This window comes from Rhizobium sp. R634, from assembly GCF_002211305.1.
GTDB lineage: Bacteria > Pseudomonadota > Alphaproteobacteria > Rhizobiales > Rhizobiaceae > Rhizobium.
Genome location: NZ_LOKW01000028.1, coordinates 72,827 through 90,066, shown reverse-complemented (window position 1 = coordinate 90,066; position 17,240 = coordinate 72,827). Strand labels below are relative to the sequence as shown.

Here is a 17,240-nt window from a genome sequence, read left to right as displayed (position 1 = left end):
GGCGGCCCGAAAGCCGCCCCTCCCCCAGCCTTGAAGGCATGACCGGCTCAGAAGGTCTTGGTGAGCGAGACCTTGAACGTGCGGCCCGGCTCGGAATACCATTCCCGCGGCTGCGACGCCGTCGCCGAGCTGAGATTGACGTCGCGCACGGCGAGCGCGTTGTAGTGCTCCTGGTCGAAGATGTTGTAGACACCGGCTTGAACGCGCAGGCCCGGTAGCTGTTCCGGCGTCCACCAGCCGGTCAAATCGACGATGGCATAACCAGGCGCATCGAAGGTCGTGTCGGCGGTGTTGGTGATTGGTGTATCGAGGTGGTCGGTCAGCATGCCGGACGAAAGCGTCGAGGAAAGATCGAAGCCGAAAGTCTCATTGCTCCAGCCGCCGCCGACGATCGCCTTGAACGGCGCCACCGAGCGCAGGCGCTGCGTGGTCTCCTCGTTCCTGCCATAGGCATAGGCAAGCGAAGCATGCAGATTGATGCCGTTGTTGAACGTCTTTGCCGCACTGACTTCAACGCCGGAGATCGTGGCCGCAGCCACGTTCGTGTAATTGAACTCCGTAAAATTGGTCGTAGCGTTATAAGTCTGAACCGTCTCGATGAAGTTCTGATAACGGGTATGGAAAGCCGCGACCCTGCCGGTAAAATCGCCCGTGTCGAAATTGGCGCCGACCTCGATGCCGCGGCCGATTTCCGGTTCCAGATCAGGATTGCCGAGCTGGGCGTAGCGACCCGTGGGGTTGTAGAAGCGGCTGTAAAGCTCGTCGACGGTGGGCGCACGGAAGCCGACCGCCAGCTGCATATAGAGCTCTACATCAGGCGTCAGGTCGTATGTTGCAAGGATCTTCGGCGACATGGCGGCTTCCGTCCGGTCGCGAAGATCGCCAAAACGGGTAAGGCCGGTATTGTTGGCAAAACCGCCGCCGGTCGAGGGATCGTAGTTGAACCAGTCGAAGCGGAAGCCGGGCGTCAGCGTAAAGCCGGTATTGCCGATCTCGATCTTGTCTTCGACGACAAGCCCAAGGGTCTGGCTGTCCACATTGGGAACTTCCGCCTGGTTGTTCAGCGACGGGCAAGTCGTCGACGTGGGGCACAGAGCCCAGCTATATTGGCTCCAGCTGGAGACGCCGACGTCGAGGCCGATGCGAACGGAGTGGCTGAGACCGGAATATTCGAAATCCTTCGTCGCCGTGCCGCTGAAGCCCCAGGTTTCGTTTTCGACCTCGTTGTTGCGGCCATAGGCAACATTGGCGGTCGTACGGCCCCCGCTGCCGGCTTCCTTCTTCAAATTCTGCCAATAGAGCGTGGCGCGCGCGCTGCTGAAGAACGCGTCAGAAGACTGCGCTTCATAATCATAATCGAGCGATACGCGGTCGCGGTCACGCTGTTCGCGACCGTCATAATTGTCGATCATGAAGTTGCGCGGGCTGGTTCCCCCCTGAAGGTGGCGCAGGTCGGTTTCCAGATCGCGGCGGAAGCGTTCCGCCGTCAAGCCGATGCCATGACCTCCTTCCAGCTCCTGGCGTAGTTTGAAGAGCAGGTTGTTCTGGTCGAAATCAGCCGGGTTCGCCTCGGTGCGAAGAGCACCGTAAACGTCATTGTTGCCCATGTTTGCCCGCTCATGGCCTTTGCGGTAGCCGCCCTGGAACAGGATCGAGGTGCCGCCGATCTTCTTGGCGGCGGCGGCCGAGCCGGAGAGGCTGCGGTCTTCGCTGTCATAGGTCGATTTCACGATCGCGCCCCAATCGCGGCCTTCGGGGATCAGATCTTCCGGCTCCAGCGTATTGAGAACAATGGCGCCGCCGAGCATGCCCGAACCGCCCTTGCTCGAATCCGCGCCGCGCACGATATCCAGCGAGGACAGCGAATCGAAATCGAAAGTGTCGCCGCCGCCATTGGCGTTGGCAGGCGCAAAAGCACCCTGGCGTGAGCTGTTCGAAATATAAGGGATCGGAATACCGTCGACCGTGGTCAGGATGCGAGCGCCGGAAAGGCCGCGCAGGTTAAAGCCCGCATCGGCGCGCGAATAGTTCACGCCTGCATCGACGCTGCGGCCGATATCGTCGTAATTGGTGACCTGCTTCTCTTCCAGCTGCTTCTGGGTGATCTCGGTCGCGAGCGGCGTATCGGCGACACTGCCCGGCGCCACGCGCTTGCCCTTGACGACGATCTTCTGCAGCACAGTGCTGTCATCGGCCGTCGCTTCCGGCGTGGTGGCCGGAGCGCTTTGCGCGAAAGACTGCGAAACAGGAAGAACAGCTGCAACTGCCGTGCAGACCAACAGAACCGAGCGCCAATGACGGACGATCATAACCTACCCTCTCATGATTACCGGGCTGGCTGGTCGTGGCGCGTCGAACGCTCGATGGGCTGGCTGGGCTTTGCGGATAAAGGCGAAGCAGAATTCCGCCTTCTTTTCGCCGCATAAAAAACATGACGAAGATTGTCAACATAAGCAGTCGCCTTATGTTGAATATTCTCATCAAGTTTTAGCGATCTTCTCGGACGTTGCACAATTGCAACGAAAAACGCTCTCATGCGTTGTCTCTAGCCACGAATACGAGGAACTGGACGCATTGAGAAAACTTTCGACATTGGCGATCCTTCTCGCCGCCACTGCGTTTCTTGCCGGCGCCCGCCTGCCTCCGCAAGGTCCCTTGCCCCAGCCCAGGCCCGACGCTGCTCCAGTGACCAGCCCCGACGCCCCCTCCTCGAAAGAGGCGGAACCATCCGCGCCCGAAGAAGTTCCCGCCCCTCAGCCGAAACCCGATGTGAAGGAGCCGGAGGCGCCGGCAGCGAGCCAGACGCCCGCGCCGCAGGCCGCCCCGGCAAAGCCCGAGCCGGCAGAACCGATGCAGGGCCCGCCGTTGCCGCCGGGCACCGCCGAAAGCCCGCAGACGCCCAAGCCGCCCGCCGAACAGACGCTCGAAGAGCAGCATCTGACGATCGAGCCCGAGAGCGATGCCGAACATGCCGAATGCACCGCCGCCCTTCAGGCTCTGGGCGTCGTCTTCAAGGAAGCGCCGCGCATCGACGACGGCAATGGCTGCGGCATCGACAAACCGATCATCGTCTCCGAAGCCCTGCCCGGCATTGCGTTGAAGCCGGAAGCGACGATGCGCTGCCCGGCCGCCCTCGCGCTTGCCCGCTGGATGAAGGAAAGCGTCATCCCTGCCGCCTCCGCCGCCCTGCCGGAACAGGGCCGCATCACGACAGTCAACCAGGCGACATCCTATATGTGCCGCCTGCGCAACGGCGCCGGAACCGGCAAGATCTCCGAACATGCCCGCGGCAACGCCATCGATATCGCGAGCTTCCATTTCGAAAAAGGCGAGGACGTCGCCGTCCGCTCCCGCCGCGAGGACTCCACACTGACCGGAGCCTTCCAGCGCACCGTCAGCGCCGCCGGCTGCCTCTACTTCACCACCGTCCTCGATCCCGAAAGTGATGCCGCCCACGAAACCCATTTCCATCTCGACGTGATCGAACGGAAGGGCGGCTATCGTTATTGCCATTGATCATTCGACGAATGCGATCTTGCTTGAATTGCGCAGCGAAATACCCAAATCGAAGCTGCAACCGGATAAAGAGGATCAGCGACAAATGAAGATCATAGCGGACATCATCGCGGCACTCTTGATCGTCGCTGTCGGCTTCATCTTTACCGGTGAATTCCATTGGGTCTTTGTCATCGGCATGTTGCTTCTCGGCACGCTGCAAAGCCTTTTCGTCCGGCTATTTATCGATCCAGACTTTGAAAAGCGCCGAGAACGTCATCTCGTCGAGAGCTTTGGAAAGCCGTTCCCCGATCAGAACAACCCCTCGATATAACCCTGATCGTTCAGGAAAATCCGCTCCGCCGAGGGTGATTTCGGCAGGCCGGGCATCGTCATGATCTCGCCGGTGATGGCGACGACGAAGCCGGCGCCGGCCGAAAGCCGCACCTCGCGCACCGAGACGATATGCCCCTCCGGCGCGCCGCGCAGGTTCGGATCGGTGGAGAAGGAATATTGGGTCTTCGCCATGCAGACCGGCAGCTTGCCGTAGCCCTGCTCCTCCCATGTCTGCAGCTGGTCGCGCACCGCCTTGTCGGCCGTCACCTCGCCGGCATGGTAGATCTTCGAGGCGACGATCTCGATCTTCTCGAACAGCGAAATGTCGTCGCCATAGAGCGGCTGGAATTTCGCCTGGCCGGATTCGGCGAGCTCCACCACCTTGTGCGCCAGCTCCTCGATGCCGGCCGAGCCTTTCGCCCAGTGCTGGCAGAGGATCGCTTCGGCGCCGAGCCGCGAGACGAATTCCTTCACCGCCGCGATCTCGGCATCGGTATCCGAAACGAAATGGTTGATCGCGACGACCACGGGCACGCCGAAGCGGCGCACATTGGCGACATGCCGGCCGAGATTGGCGCAACCCTTCTTCAGCGCCGCGACATCCTCCGTGCCGAGATCCTCCTTCTTCACCCCGCCATTCATCTTCAGCGCCCGGACGGTCGCGACGATGACGGCCGCATCCGGCTTCAGTCCGGCCTTGCGACATTTGATGTTGAAGAATTTTTCGGCGCCGAGATCGGCCCCGAAGCCCGCCTCCGTCACCACGTAATCGGCAAGCTTCAAAGCCGTCTTCGTCGCGGTCACCGAATTGCAGCCATGGGCGATATTGGCAAAAGGACCGCCATGCACGAAGGCCGGATTGTTCTCCAGCGTCTGCACGAGGTTCGGCTGCATCGCATCCTTCAGAAGCACGGCCATGGCGCCGTCAGCCTTCAGGTCGCGCGCATGCACCGGCGTTCTGTCGAAGCGATAGCCGACGATGATGTCGCCGAGGCGCCGCTCCAGATCCTTGAGATCTGTGGCAAGGCAGAGGATCGCCATCACTTCCGAGGCAACGGTGATGTCGAAGCCGCCCTGGCGCGGAAAGCCGTTGGCGACGCCACCGAGCGAGGAAACCATGCTCCTCAGCGCCCGGTCGTTCATATCCATCACCCGCCGCCAGGTGATGCGGCGGATGTCGATATTCTCCTCGTTGCCCCAGTAGATGTGGTTGTCGATCATCGCCGCCAGCAGATTGTGCGCCGAGGTGATCGCATGGAAGTCGCCGGTGAAATGCAGGTTGATGTCTTCCATCGGCACGACCTGCGCATAACCGCCGCCGGCCGCTCCGCCCTTGACGCCGAAGCAGGGGCCGAGCGAAGCCTCGCGCACGCAGACGATCGCCTTCTTGCCGATCCGGTTCAGCCCGTCGCCGAGGCCGACGGTCGTCGTCGTCTTGCCCTCGCCCGCCGGCGTCGGATTGATCGCGGTGACGAGGATCAGCTTGCCGTCCTTCTTGCCCGCCTGGCCGGCGATGAACTCGGCACTGATCTTCGCCTTGTCGTGACCATAGGGAACGAGCTGCTCGGCCGGGATGCCGAGTTTCGCGCCGATCTCGATGATCGGTTTCTTGGCCGCGGCGCGCGCGATTTCGATATCGGATTTGATTGATGGCATGGATGTTCCCCGTCCCGGCCTGCGCGAGAGCGGAGGCGCTTTTTCTCCCTATCGGATAGCGAAATATCGGCGGGGTGTGAATAGCGCTCGCCTTGCGGCCGCCACGCTGGATGTTTATGAGCGGTCAACGGCCGCGGCATCTCAAGGTGAAGTCATGAAAGCACTGGAAATCTTCGTCGAGCGTATCATCCTGTCGAGCCGCTGGATCCTCGTTGCCTTCTATCTGGGCCTGGTGCTGGCGCTCGCAGTCTATGCCGTTTCCTTCGGCTACAAGCTTCTGAAGATCGCCGCCGGCGTCTTCATGCTCGACGAAGCCCAGATGATCCTTGCCATGCTGAGCCTGATCGATGCGGCTCTCGTCGCAAGCCTGATCGTCATGGTGATGATTTCGGGCTACGAGAATTTCGTCAGCCGCTTCGATGAGGCCGACGGCGCCGATAACGAGGTCTCCTTCCTCGGCAAGCTCGATTCAGGCAGCCTCAAGATCAAGGTCGCCTCCTCGATCGTCGCCATCTCCTCCATTCACCTGCTGCAGGTCTTCCTCAATGCCGACAAATACGAGGATGGCAAGATCATGTGGCTGACGCTGATGCACCTCGCCTTCGTCGCCTCCGCCGTCATGCTCGGCTTCCTGGAGAAGCTGATGAGTGTCACGTCGAAAAATGATCTGAAGGATAAGGACTGACGAGCCGCACGAAGACGGCTTCAGGCGGGTGACGAGAGCACTTTCGCAGTCCGATATCAGTTCGCCGGGGCCGTAGGAGCGATTTCAGCCTTTTGATTCCTGGGGCATTGGAGACTTTCCTTCGCCTGCGGCCCACAGACATGCAAGCCGGGCTCTTCCTCATAAGGGATAACGCCGTTGATGATACCGAGCGCCATCGCTTGGGAATCAAGAAGATCGCCTCTGCCGCTGGGTGGCGTGATCATCATCGTGTCGAATGCCTCGGCACTCACGCCCATCTCTTGGAAATAGGCGAGAAATTTCTCACGCTCAGCCTTTGTTAGCTCACTCTTCCCAGGTTGATTGAGGCCGATGGCGGAATTTCCCACGAGCCGCGGCGTTCCACCCATCAGCACAAAGCTGCAGCTCGAAAAGCAGTACGCGCCGCCGGCAAAAACCTCGCCCTCGGTCGGCCCGCTCTTGGCCATGCTCGCCTTGCAGCGCGGATCCTGCATCGGGCAATTCGGCAACCGCGTCCTGCCAACGGAGGTTTCCAGGCCTGCGGTACGGATCATGCGCCCCATCACAAAAGACGCATCCACGTCGCCACCAAAGGACTGAAGGACGATCGGCAGCTTTCTTCCACCGAGCGTCTTCAAGATCGCTTCGAGCTGAACCGGGGTATCCGGCGTGATGTCTCCATCAGCGGAAACCCACTGCCTGCACTCTTCCTGGCAATTGCCATCGGACATCAGCAGGAAATCCATGGGGCCGGTTTTCGGCAGGCTCTCGCTCGTCGCTCCGGACGCATTCTGGGGCGGACTGTCAAATACCGGTGCATTAACCGCAGGCGTCCCGACGTCCCGCCGGCCGTGGCAGACGGCCTCGGCGGCTGCATCCGCCGCGCAGAGCGGCATGCCCGGCCACTCATTGTAGGACAGCATGTCGGTCATCAGGCCTATGCGCATTGCCTCCACGGGCGGCACGATCTTGATGCTGTCGGGTGTCGCGCTCATCAAGAGATCCACCAGATCCTGATCGACGCCCATTTCCCTCAAATAGCCCGTCAGTGCGGCGCTGGCCTTCTTGCCGAGCTTCGTGGAGCTGCTCTTGCCCGCTGACTTGCGCCCGACTTCCTTGCGGGAGATTTCTTTCTTCTTGCCGTTCACGATCTTGTATTCGATGCGGTAGGAGACACGCACCCGGCTATAGACCGTCGTGATCTGGTGGACGCCGATGAAAGCCCATTGCGACGCGACACGCGACGTACCGCCGGCGAACGCCAGCGGACAGGCGGAAAAACAGTAGGCGCCGTCCGAATAGGTGTACCCGATCGCCGTCCCATCCTTTGCGATGGCGGCATCGCAACGCATGTCGTCCGCCGCGCAGCCCTTCAGCCGCGTGCCGCCGACAGCCGTTTCGAGGCCCGCCTTGCGGATCATCCGGCCCATCGCATAAGCCGCATCGACGTCCCCACCTTCGGAACGGAAAACGACCGGCGGTTTCCGACCGCCGATCTTCTTCAGGATTTTCCTGAGCTGGGCCGGCGTATCGGCGGTTATCCGCCCCTCTGCCGATATCCACCCCGGACAATCTTCCACACAGAGAGGGTGGTGCACGAGAATGAAACGCATCGGCGGCTGCCCCGCGGGCTTCTTTTTCTCGGCTGCTAGCGCGGTTGCCCCAGTCGGCAAGGTCAGAAACAACAGAACAAGTAATAACAGCGAAAACAGAAACTTCACGGAAAAGGAATTCGCACCGCGCACGATTAAATCGCCTCAATTATACATGACGATACGCTTAGCAATTGCATCGATTTCCAGCAAGCCGGATTTCAACCTGGCTTGCCGCCCGGCCTCTTCCTCAGGTGATTCTCTTTTCGTCCGGCATGGGCAGGATCACGGCAATCCCTTCACGGAGGAAGTCAAAGATACCACAGCGGTACTTACGTAAGCGGAAGCTCAACCGAGACGGGCGCAGTTGTGACTAATTTTTCACAATTTGAATTAATCGCCTTCTGCAAAGGCAATTGGGACTAGCATCCGGCCGCGTTTCTGTATTTGATAGCGGTAACATTAGGCTGGCTGGGGGCGTTTAAATGTCTTACATGACTACCTCTGAAAGACAGTCAATGCTTTCGGCGGAACTTGCGACGGCGCGAACGCGCGGTCTGTTTGCACAGGCGCTCGGCAGAATATCTGCAGCCTTCGGGCTCTCGAATGCGACGGTGATGCACGCCCCCTCGCCGGAAGACCTTCTCCTGAAACCGCTGCTGATCGAGAGTTCGCTTCCTGCCGGCTATGTCAGGGATTTCGACCGCACGCATATGATGCGCGGCTGCCCTTTCGGTCTGCGGCTGCGGGAGTCGGCCGTGCCGCAGGTCTGGCACCTGAACGACGCGGTCAACGGCCAGGCCTTTCCCGCCGACCTGCGCGCCCTGATGCTGCGCCATGCCATACCCGCAGGCTTTGCCATGCCGGCGATCGCCGCCGATGGCCAGCGCCTGGTCTTCTGGTTCTGCGGAGAGCGCGCGGCCCTCAGCCAGAGCGAGGCCAACGAGCTGGCGATGATCACGCTTCACGCCCTCGATGCATACAATGGGGTTCGCCGGAATGAGGAAAGCGCCCACAACGCGCTGTCCGCACGCGAACTGGAAGTCGTGCGCTGGACCGCGCAGGGCAAGACCTCGATCGAGATCGGCCAGATCCTGACGCTGTCGGATCACACGGTGAATGCCTACATGACCAACGCGATCAAAAAACTCGATTGCGTCAACCGCACCCAGTTGGTAGCAAAAGCCATCCGATTGAAGCTGATCAGCTGAGGAATCAGAAGAGAGTCAGCACGTCGTCCCGTGACCTGGGGAAAAACGTGCCGCTGCGCTTCGAACAGCCTGTCATCGACAAGATTGCGCAATCCCGCGCCCATATCGGCATCACCGATGCGGAAATCGTCCAGATGCTCGCGGCCTATCGCCTTTTCGGCTTCTGGCGCATCGACATCGAAACGGGACATTTCTTCGCGAGCGAGGATGTCCACACGATCTTCGACCTCCCCTACAGCGACGGCCCGGTCAATCTCGCCGAGCTGATGTCGCGCATCCACGCGGAGGACCGCAGTCTGATCGCCGAAACCTTCGAGCAGGCGAGCCTTCACGGCACCGGCTTCCATTTCGTCTATCGCGTCGACAACCGGCTCGGCGGCTACAAACTGGTGCGCAGTGTCGGCCGCTTCCGCGACGATGCAAGCGGCGGCGGCATCGTCGGCGTCACCTACGAATTCGTCGAGAAACTGCGCGTCGTCGGCTTCGAAGACAACACCGCCTCCACCTGACCCCAAGAGGTCTTTACCGGTCGAGCACCGAACGGATCTCGACGATGTTCGAACGCACCCTGAGAATATAGAAGCCCATGGTGGCGAGATGGCTCGGCATGATCCAGCCGTCCTCGCGCCCGTTCGAGATGATGGCCGGCTGGATGCGCAGCGCCGCCTGGAACTGCCGCGTCGTGCCGCCCCAGATTGCGCCGAGATTGCGCTCCTGCACCACCTGCGAGAAATCCGCCTGCGCGGCCGTCAGGATCGCGTAATAGGCATAGAGCTGGCCGTAGGCGAACCAGAACCGGTCGTCGGCGCGCGTGTCGAACCAACCGCGATTGTGGTGTTCCGAGCGCTCTGCCAGCATGTCGGAGGTGCTGCCGAGATCATTGGCGATGCGGTCGATGAACTGCATCAGATTGTCGGCGCGGCCGTCGAAAATGGCATTGCAGGCAGCAAGATCGGTGTTGAACTTGCGCAGGTCTCCGATCGCCGTGCGGTAGTAGGACGGCGTCGGCGTCTTCGGCCCGAAGGGATTGAGGCCGAAATACCAGCTGGACTCGTCGAATTGCAGATTGCCGCGCGCGCGCTGCAGATCGTTGTTGACGCCCGATGTACCGCGCACGCGCCCGAGCGTATCGACGAGTTCCGCCGACGTCCGACGAACCGCCTGGTTGATGCCGCGCTGGAACGAAGCCTTGTTGTCGAGGAAGGGCGTGTGATCCCAGTCGATACCGAAGAAGCCCATCTTGTAGAGCAGCATGGAGGAGATCCACGCATTCTGGTTGACGTTGAAATCGGTGAGATCGGCCGTGACGTCGACGATGGCCGAGCGCTGGCAGGTCTTGGCGGCGGCAGCGCCGCTCCCCTCGGCAGCCGGCAGTTCCTGTCCGGCGGGAACCTTGCGTTCGGAAAGCCGGTATTGGTCGACGAAGGCGGTGTTGAAATTCGTCCAGACCTGCGTCTGCCAGAAGAAATAGCCGTAAAGCACGATGAAGAGCGCGACGAATGCGATGATCGGCAAGCGGATCATCCAGCTCCGGCGCTGATACCAGCCATGCGCAGCGAGGAAGGGCCAGAAGGCCCAGGCGAAAAACAGGCGGGCCCACCGGCCGATCGTCTGGCCGATCAGCCTGAAAAAACCGGCTATCCGGTCAAGCATCGTCGTCTCCTGTCAAGCGAGGCGAAGACTACATCGCCGCGCGTTTTTTAAACGCGCTAAGGACACTGTAGCACTTTGAGTTGCTGCATAATTCGCAGCCCCGTTGCATCCACATATGCGCTCGATGGGCCGAGCACAACACGAGCCACTCGATTTTTGCGAATGAAAGCAGCGTCGACCGCGCGCTTCACGGCTCAGGAGCGCAGGAAAGGCAGGCTGAAGCGGAAGGACCTGCGGGCCGCATCGATGAGCGGCGCTCCCGAGCTTTCCGGGAACGGCTCGGCATAGGCAGGAAATCTTCCCGCCGCTTCCAGGTCGGCGCGGCTCTTGCGCCGCTCCAAATCCTGGGCGACCAGCATGCCCTTCTCGAACAGCCTGATGGGTGCCGCGATATCGGGAAAGAGTTCCGGCTTGATCCTGCCCTTCATACCCGGCCGGTCGGTATCGACCTGCGCCTGGTAGATGAGGAGCCGCTCCTCGACATCGATCATCAATTTGCGCAGCAGCACGTTGCAGGCGCCGATCCGGCCGTTCAGTGAATCGACGAAGGCCTGGAACAACGTGATGAAACGCTCGCGCCGCTGGCTGTCGTCCCGCATCACATGCTCCTCGGCGGAGATGCGCTCCGCCTCCGCCTTCAGCGCCCGCCGCTCCGCCTCCATCTGCTCCCAATGCGCCCTGTTGCCGTAGACGCCGATGCGGCCCTGCGTCGTCAGCGCCTTGGCGTTGAGCTCCTTCATCTTCAGGCGGGCGATATCGATGGAATCGACCAGCCGGCGCCGGTGCTCGACGATCGAGACGAGGCTGTGTTCGGCCGCCTTGTGACGTTCCATGATCTCGGCGCGCTGGCCGGCGATCAACCTGGCGAGCGCGTCCGATTTCGTCAGGAGGTCGAGCAGCCGCTCGATAACGGGCGCCTCGCGCACGCGCTCCGTATGCTTGCGCCACATCCGTTGGCGCGACGTCCAGCCGGCCATTTTCTCGCGCAGCGTCAATCCGCGGAAACTGTCGAGATCGGCCGAAACCTCCGCCGTCATCCGGTCGAGCGAAAAGACCAGCTCGGCAAGCAGTGCATCCAAAGCCGCGCTATCGGCGATATGGGCCTGGAAGCGGGCGTTCTGTTCGAGGAAGACCTCGTCGGCCGACTGTGTTTCGTCGCTGTTGAAGGCGCGGATGCAGGCTGCGCAATAGGCTCCCTCGACCGCAATCTTTTCGGCAAGGCCGCCTGCGGCTTCGTACTGGCTGTCGAATGGCGGGGCTTTGCGCACCTGATTTCTCCGGGGAATCTCCTGCCCGGTAAGCTAGTCGCTTACCGCACCAAAGAAAACAGACGGCTTCAGACAGGCTCGGCGATCCAGGCGCCGTTCATCTCGTCGTCCCAGTGCCTGCGGCAGAGCGAGACATATTTCTCGTTGCCGCCGACGTCGATCTGCGCCCCTTCGTGCAGCACCTTGCCCTGCGCGTCGAGCCGCACCACCATCGTCGCCTTGCGCCCGCAATGGCAGATGGTGCGCACCTCGCGCATTTCGTCGGCGATCGCCAGGAGCTCCTGCGAGGCCGGAAACAGCTTGCCCTGAAAATCGGTTCTGAGCCCGTAGACCATGACGGGGATGCCAAGCCTGTCGACGATGCGGGCGAGTTGCCAGACATGGAGAGGCGTCATGAAATGGGCCTCGTCGACGAAGATGCAGGAGATCGGCTCCCCTTCGCCGCTCAATGCCATGATCAGCTGGAACAGATCCTCATCCGGCTCGAAGGGAATGGCGCTCGCCTCCAGCCCGATCCTGGAGCCGATGACGCCCCGGCCGGCGCGCTCGTCGAAGGCCGCGATCAGCTGGACCGTGCGCATGCCGCGCTCCTGATAATTATAGGAGGCCTGCAGCAGCATGGTCGATTTGCCGGCGTTCATCGTCGAATAGTTGAAATAGAGCTTTGCCATCGATGTCTCCTTGATCGGTTATTGAAAGCTCGCACCGGCAAAGAAAAGACCCGTGACGGCAATAATCACAGGAATCGACGCTTAAAAGCCGCCGCCAGTCGCGAAAACCGGCCACCGCGAAAAATCTGCAAACGTCGCAATCGCACCCGCCGATACGACGCAAACACACTGAGGTCGCTTGTCAAACTGGGCTATTGGTGATTGGCTTGGGGACCTAAAGACTGGGAGTCTAAAATGAAAACAACAAGCACATTCAAACTCGTCACCGCAACCGCCGTCGCCGCCCTTTCCGTTGCGACCGCCGCCTTCGCCGCAGACCCTGACAGCTGCTCCACCGTCCGCTTCTCGGATGTCGGCTGGACTGACATCACCGCCACCACCGCCACCGCATCCGTGGTGCTGAAGAGCATCGGCTATGAGACCGACGTCAAGGTTCTCTCGGTGCCGGTCACCTATACCTCGCTGAAGAACAAGGATATCGACATCTTCCTCGGCAACTGGATGCCGACGCAGGAAAAGGACGTCCGTCCCTATCTCGACGACAAGTCGGTCGAATCCTTCGGCCCCAACCTCGTCGGCGCCAAGTACACACTGGCCACCAACGCCAAGGGCGCGGAACTCGGCATCAAGGACTTCAAGGACATCGCTGCCCATAAGGACGATCTCGACGGCAAGATCTATGGCATCGAGCCCGGCAATGACGGCAACCGCCTCGTCATGGACCTGATCGAAAAGAACACCTTCGGCATGAAGGACATGGAAGTCGTCGAATCCTCCGAACAGGGTATGCTCGCCCAGGTCGCCCGTGCCGAGAAGGCGGGCAAGCCCGTCGTCTTCCTCGGCTGGGAACCCCATCCGATGAACACCAACTTCAAGCTGACATACCTCACCGGCGGCGACGACGTCTTCGGGCCTGATTTCGGCGGCGCCAAGGTCTACACCAATGTCCGCGCCGGTTATCTCAGCGAATGCCCGAATGTCGGCGCGATGCTGAAGAACCTGACGTTCTCCCTCGACATGGAGAACCAGATCATGGGCAAAATCCTCGACGACGGCAAGGAGCCGGAAGCGGCGGCGACCGAATGGCTGAAGGCCAATCCGGCCGCGCTCGAGCCCTGGCTGGCCGGCGTCAAGAGCCGCGACGGCAAGGGCGATGCGCTCTCGGCCGCCAAGACCGGTCTCGGCCTTTGATAATGTGAATGGGGCGGCTTGCCGCCCCGTTTCATTTTGTCCGATTGTTGATTTTTTCTGGATAGGCGCGCCCCTTGAATTGGATCACCGACTTTAAAATTCCCATCGGCTCATGGGCCAAAGCCTTCGTGGACTGGCTGACCTCGAATGGCGCATGGTTCTTCGACCAACTCGCCTCGCTGCTGTCGCACGTCATCGACGGCCTGCTCTTCGTGTTGCAGACGCCCCACCCGCTAATTGTCATTGCCATCATCACGGCCATCGCCTTCTGGCTGCGCCGGTCGATCGCGGTCACCCTCTTCACCTGTCTTGGGCTGCTGCTGATCATGAACCAGGGCTACTGGAAGGAAACGACGGAGACGCTTGCGCTCGTGCTCGCCTCCACCTTCGTCAGCATGGTGATCGGCATTCCGCTCGGCATCGCGGCTGCCCGCCGCGCCTGGATCTATGCCGCCATGCGTCCCGCACTCGATCTGATGCAGACGATCCCGACATTCGTCTATCTGATCCCGGCGCTGATCCTGTTTGGCCTCGGCATGGTGCCGGGCCTTATCGCGACCGTCATCTTCGCGATCCCCGCCCCCATCCGGCTGACGCGCCTCGGCATCATCTCGACGCCGCCGTCGCTCGTCGAAGCGGCTGTCGCCTTCGGCGCCCGGCCGATGCAGGTGCTGCGCAAGGTCGAGCTTCCCTTCGCCGCGCCGCAGATCATGGCGGGCCTCACCCAAACCATCATGCTGTCGCTGTCGATGGTGGTTATTGCGGCTCTCGTCGGCGCCGACGGTCTCGGCGTGCCTGTGGTGCGCGCACTGAACACCGTCAATGTCGCCAAGGGCTTCGAAGCTGGTCTCTGTATCGTCATCCTGGCGATCATTCTCGACCGCATGTTCCGCACGGCGGATGAAGGAGACGGCGCATGACCGCGGTAAGCTTCAAGGATGTCAGCATCATCTTCGGCGACCGGCCGGAAACGGCCCTCGCAATGGCCGATCAGGGCAAAACGCGCGATGAGATCGGCGCCGCAACCGGCCTCGTGCTCGGCGTCGCCAATGCCTCGCTGAGCATCGAGGAAGGCGAGATCCTCGTGCTGATGGGCCTCTCCGGCTCCGGCAAGTCGACGCTGCTGCGCGCCGTCAACGGGCTTGCGCCCGTGGTGCGCGGCGACGTTTCGGTCTCGACCGTCACCGGCCCCGTCAACCCCTACAAATGCAATGCGAAGACCCTGCGCGGCCTGCGCACCCACACCGTCTCCATGGTGTTCCAGCAGTTCGCGCTCCTGCCCTGGCGCACCGTCGCCGAGAATGTCGGCTTCGGTCTCGAACTTGCCGGCATGCCGGAGGCCGAACGCAAGCAGCGCGTCGGCGAGCAGCTCGAACTCGTCAACCTGACGAAGTGGGCGGACCGCAAGGTCAACGAACTATCAGGCGGCATGCAGCAGCGTGTCGGCCTCGCCCGCGCCTTTGCCACCGGCGCGCCGATCTTGCTGATGGACGAACCGTTCTCGGCTCTCGATCCGCTGATCCGCACCCGCCTGCAGGACGAACTGCTGGAGTTCCAGCGGCGGCTGAAGAAGACCATTCTCTTCGTCAGCCACGATCTCGACGAGGCCTTCCGCATCGGCAACCGCATCGCCATCATGGAGGGCGGACGCATCATTCAGTGCGGAACGCCGCATGACATCGTCAAGAACCCCGCCGACCAGTATGTCGCCGATTTCGTGCAGAACCTCAATCCGATCAACATGCTGACCGCCGCCGACGTCATGCAGCCCGGCCTCGGCCAGACGGCCGCCGGCATGAGCGTCAGCGCCACGGCCCGCGCCGCGACCCCGCTCGTCGATATCCTCGACGTGCTCGCCCGCCAGCCGGGCAGCATCGGCATCGTGGAAAACGGTACGGTTATCGGCACCATCACGGCCCAGGATATCGTCGCCGGCCTCACCCGCCATCGCCGCAAGGAGGACGCTTGATGTTTTCAATCCGCTTTGCCACAAAGCGGATATGAAAGATCAGCCCTCGCCTATACGCGAAACCGATGACGAGGCGCGCAAGCTCGCCCGCGTGTTGCTGCGCTCCGCCCGCTATGCCGCGATTGCCGTTCTCGACCCCGAGAGCGGCTTTCCCTTCGCCAGCCGCGTCCTCCTCGCCACCGATATCGACGGCACGCCGGTCATTCTCGTTTCCCGGCTGTCGGCCCACACGAAGGCGCTCGCGAGCGACCCGCGCGCATCGCTGCTCACCGGCGAGCCGGGCAAGGGCGATCCGCTTGCTTACGCCCGTCTGACGACCCAGTGCCTGGCAGAACCAGTCGAGAGCGGCAGCGCGATCCACGAGCGCATCCGCACGCGCTTCCTCGACCGCCATGCCAAGGCAAAACTCTATATTGACTTCCCGGATTTTCTCTTCTTTCGTCTCAAACCGGAACAGGCCAGCCTCAATGGCGGCTTCGGCCGCGCCTACCTGCTCGCGGGGCGCGATCTCGTCATCCAGTCGGCGGCCAATGAAGAGGTTGCCGCCAAAGCTGATGAAACAGTGCAAGATTTAATAGCGCGACACCCCGATATAGCGGAAACCCTCGCAACACGGTTGAAGGCGCCAGAATCGGGCTCCTGGCGCATTTGCGGTATCGATCCCGCAGGCTTCGACATGATTTCGGGTGACTTTTTGCTGCGATATGAATTCGAAACCCTGGCTGTGGATTCCGATCACATTTGTTCAAACATATCTAAAATAGCATACTCGATACCTTAAATTTAGGTATATACAATCTTCGAGCCTAATTGCTAGTTTTCGCCGCCTAGTCGTATTCCGTCTGGGCGGCCTGTGCCAACACGGATGACGTACGTTTCGCATTAGGAAGATAACAATATGGAAACCTCTGATTTGGCCGACCACACAAATGTGGCGGCAGCTTTATTGTCGGCCATGGCCAACCCGAAGCGATTGCTGATCCTGTGCAGCCTTGTAAAAGGCGAAGTCGCCGTCGGCGTGCTCGCAACGCAGGTCGGCCTCAGCCAGTCGGCTCTCTCCCAGCACCTTTCGAAACTGCGTGCGCAGAAGCTGGTCAAGACACGCCGCGACGCACAGACCATCTATTATTCCAGCACCTCCGAGCCCGTCATGAAGATCCTGGCGACGCTCGAAGACATCTACCTCGTTCAGAGCAGGAATCGATCCGCAGCCTGATGATGATAGCGCTGACATGAGTGTCGGCAGATATCGTGTCCGTAAGGGGATGTTCCCGGAGGCGCGGCAACGATATTTCAGCACCAGAACCTTAATGGCACGACCGGCAGATCCTCGCGATTTGCCGGTCGTGCCTTTTCAGGCGCGCCTGTCACCTCCGAGATAGGCCATCGCTTTTCCTGCCGGCGAAGGTGAAGGATCGTGAGACGCGCCTCGATCTGCCGGTCCCAGGGGGACCGTCGGGACTTTTCTCGTTGACGCGTCGACAAGCCTTGATAATTTGACCGGACAGTAAAA

At 61.1% G+C, this 17,240-nt stretch carries 17 protein-coding genes; 11 read left to right on the top strand and 6 right to left on the bottom strand.

Annotated features, from left to right (window positions below; translation table 11 throughout):
• Nucleotides 1–47 precede the first annotated feature (47 nt).
• A complete protein-coding gene (locus ATY77_RS29745) occupies nucleotides 48–2,309 on the bottom strand; it encodes a TonB-dependent hemoglobin/transferrin/lactoferrin family receptor (protein ID WP_088690056.1) in 2,262 nt (753 codons plus the stop codon).
• 205 nt (nucleotides 2,310–2,514) lie between these two features.
• Here ATY77_RS29745 and ATY77_RS29740 point away from each other — a divergent pair, with 205 nt between their 5' ends.
• Together ATY77_RS29740 and ATY77_RS29735 are read left to right on the top strand one after the other, a co-directional pair.
• Nucleotides 2,515–3,516 (top strand): extensin family protein, encoded by a 1,002-nt coding sequence (locus ATY77_RS29740; RefSeq protein WP_245314407.1) that lies wholly within the window; start codon nucleotides 2,515–2,517, stop codon nucleotides 3,514–3,516.
• A 19-nt stretch (nucleotides 3,517–3,535) separates the two neighbouring features.
• A complete protein-coding gene (locus ATY77_RS29735; protein ID WP_245314406.1) occupies nucleotides 3,536–3,829 on the top strand; it encodes a hypothetical protein in 294 nt (97 codons plus the stop codon).
• Here ATY77_RS29735 and ATY77_RS29730 read toward each other — a convergent pair.
• The gene (locus ATY77_RS29730; RefSeq protein ID WP_088673033.1) at nucleotides 3,808–5,487 is read right to left on the bottom strand and encodes a formate--tetrahydrofolate ligase; all 1,680 of its coding nucleotides are present in this window, start codon (nucleotides 5,485–5,487) and stop codon (nucleotides 3,808–3,810) included. The two genes, ATY77_RS29735 and ATY77_RS29730, sit on opposite strands and share 22 nt — an antisense overlap.
• A gap of 154 nt (nucleotides 5,488–5,641) precedes the next feature.
• Between ATY77_RS29730 and ATY77_RS29725 the strand changes: the two genes are divergently transcribed.
• A complete protein-coding gene (locus tag ATY77_RS29725) occupies nucleotides 5,642–6,172 on the top strand; it encodes a TIGR00645 family protein (RefSeq protein ID WP_088673032.1) in 531 nt (176 codons plus the stop codon).
• Nucleotides 6,173–6,228: 56 nt separating this feature from the next.
• On the opposite strand, the gene ATY77_RS29720 is transcribed toward ATY77_RS29725, so the two are convergent.
• Nucleotides 6,229–7,785: a hypothetical protein gene (locus ATY77_RS29720; RefSeq protein ID WP_245314405.1), complete on the bottom strand. Its 1,557-nt coding sequence runs from the start codon at nucleotides 7,783–7,785 to the stop codon at nucleotides 6,229–6,231.
• Between ATY77_RS29720 and ATY77_RS33340 the strand changes: the two genes are divergently transcribed.
• The 3 genes from ATY77_RS33340 (at nucleotide 7,775) to ATY77_RS29710 (ending at nucleotide 9,484) form a co-directional block, all read left to right on the top strand.
• Nucleotides 7,775–8,104 carry a hypothetical protein gene (locus ATY77_RS33340; RefSeq protein ID WP_245314404.1) on the top strand — a complete coding sequence of 110 codons (330 nt, stop codon included), beginning with the start codon at nucleotides 7,775–7,777 and terminating at the stop codon, nucleotides 8,102–8,104. The two genes, ATY77_RS29720 and ATY77_RS33340, sit on opposite strands and share 11 nt — an antisense overlap.
• A gap of 145 nt (nucleotides 8,105–8,249) precedes the next feature.
• Nucleotides 8,250–8,975, top strand: a complete 726-nt coding sequence (locus ATY77_RS29715) for a helix-turn-helix transcriptional regulator (RefSeq protein ID WP_088673030.1) — start codon at nucleotides 8,250–8,252, stop codon at nucleotides 8,973–8,975.
• A gap of 47 nt (nucleotides 8,976–9,022) precedes the next feature.
• Nucleotides 9,023–9,484, top strand: coding sequence for a PAS domain-containing protein (locus tag ATY77_RS29710; RefSeq protein ID WP_088690053.1), 462 nt, complete (start codon nucleotides 9,023–9,025; stop codon nucleotides 9,482–9,484).
• 13 nt (nucleotides 9,485–9,497) lie between these two features.
• Here ATY77_RS29710 and ATY77_RS29705 read toward each other — a convergent pair whose 3' ends face one another.
• The 3 genes from ATY77_RS29705 to ATY77_RS29695 form a co-directional block, all read right to left on the bottom strand.
• Nucleotides 9,498–10,628 carry a DUF2333 family protein gene (locus ATY77_RS29705; protein WP_088690052.1) on the bottom strand — a complete coding sequence of 377 codons (1,131 nt, stop codon included), beginning with the start codon at nucleotides 10,626–10,628 and terminating at the stop codon, nucleotides 9,498–9,500.
• 194 nt (nucleotides 10,629–10,822) lie between these two features.
• On the bottom strand, nucleotides 10,823–11,896 hold the full coding sequence (locus ATY77_RS29700; protein WP_088690051.1) for a hypothetical protein: 1,074 nt from the start codon (nucleotides 11,894–11,896) through the stop codon (nucleotides 10,823–10,825).
• A gap of 68 nt (nucleotides 11,897–11,964) precedes the next feature.
• Nucleotides 11,965–12,567: a thymidine kinase gene (locus ATY77_RS29695; RefSeq protein ID WP_088690050.1), complete on the bottom strand. Its 603-nt coding sequence runs from the start codon at nucleotides 12,565–12,567 to the stop codon at nucleotides 11,965–11,967.
• 234 nt (nucleotides 12,568–12,801) lie between these two features.
• Between ATY77_RS29695 and ATY77_RS29690 the strand changes: the two genes are divergently transcribed.
• The 5 genes from ATY77_RS29690 (at nucleotide 12,802) to ATY77_RS29670 (ending at nucleotide 16,943) form a co-directional block, all read left to right on the top strand.
• A complete protein-coding gene (locus tag ATY77_RS29690) occupies nucleotides 12,802–13,758 on the top strand; it encodes a choline ABC transporter substrate-binding protein (RefSeq protein ID WP_088690049.1) in 957 nt (318 codons plus the stop codon).
• A gap of 74 nt (nucleotides 13,759–13,832) precedes the next feature.
• Complete coding sequence (choW, locus tag ATY77_RS29685; RefSeq protein ID WP_088673024.1) at nucleotides 13,833–14,678, top strand: choline ABC transporter permease subunit; 846 nt, start codon at nucleotides 13,833–13,835, stop codon at nucleotides 14,676–14,678.
• Entirely contained in the window at nucleotides 14,675–15,727 is a 1,053-nt protein-coding gene (choV, locus tag ATY77_RS29680; RefSeq protein ID WP_088690048.1) for a choline ABC transporter ATP-binding protein, read from the top strand. Before choW ends, choV begins: the two co-directional genes overlap by 4 nt.
• Before the next feature lie 31 nt (nucleotides 15,728–15,758).
• The gene (locus ATY77_RS29675; protein ID WP_088690047.1) at nucleotides 15,759–16,508 is read left to right on the top strand and encodes a pyridoxamine 5'-phosphate oxidase family protein; all 750 of its coding nucleotides are present in this window, start codon (nucleotides 15,759–15,761) and stop codon (nucleotides 16,506–16,508) included.
• Nucleotides 16,509–16,625: 117 nt separating this feature from the next.
• Nucleotides 16,626–16,943: a metalloregulator ArsR/SmtB family transcription factor gene (locus tag ATY77_RS29670; protein WP_088673021.1), complete on the top strand. Its 318-nt coding sequence runs from the start codon at nucleotides 16,626–16,628 to the stop codon at nucleotides 16,941–16,943.
• Nucleotides 16,944–17,240 lie beyond the last annotated feature (297 nt).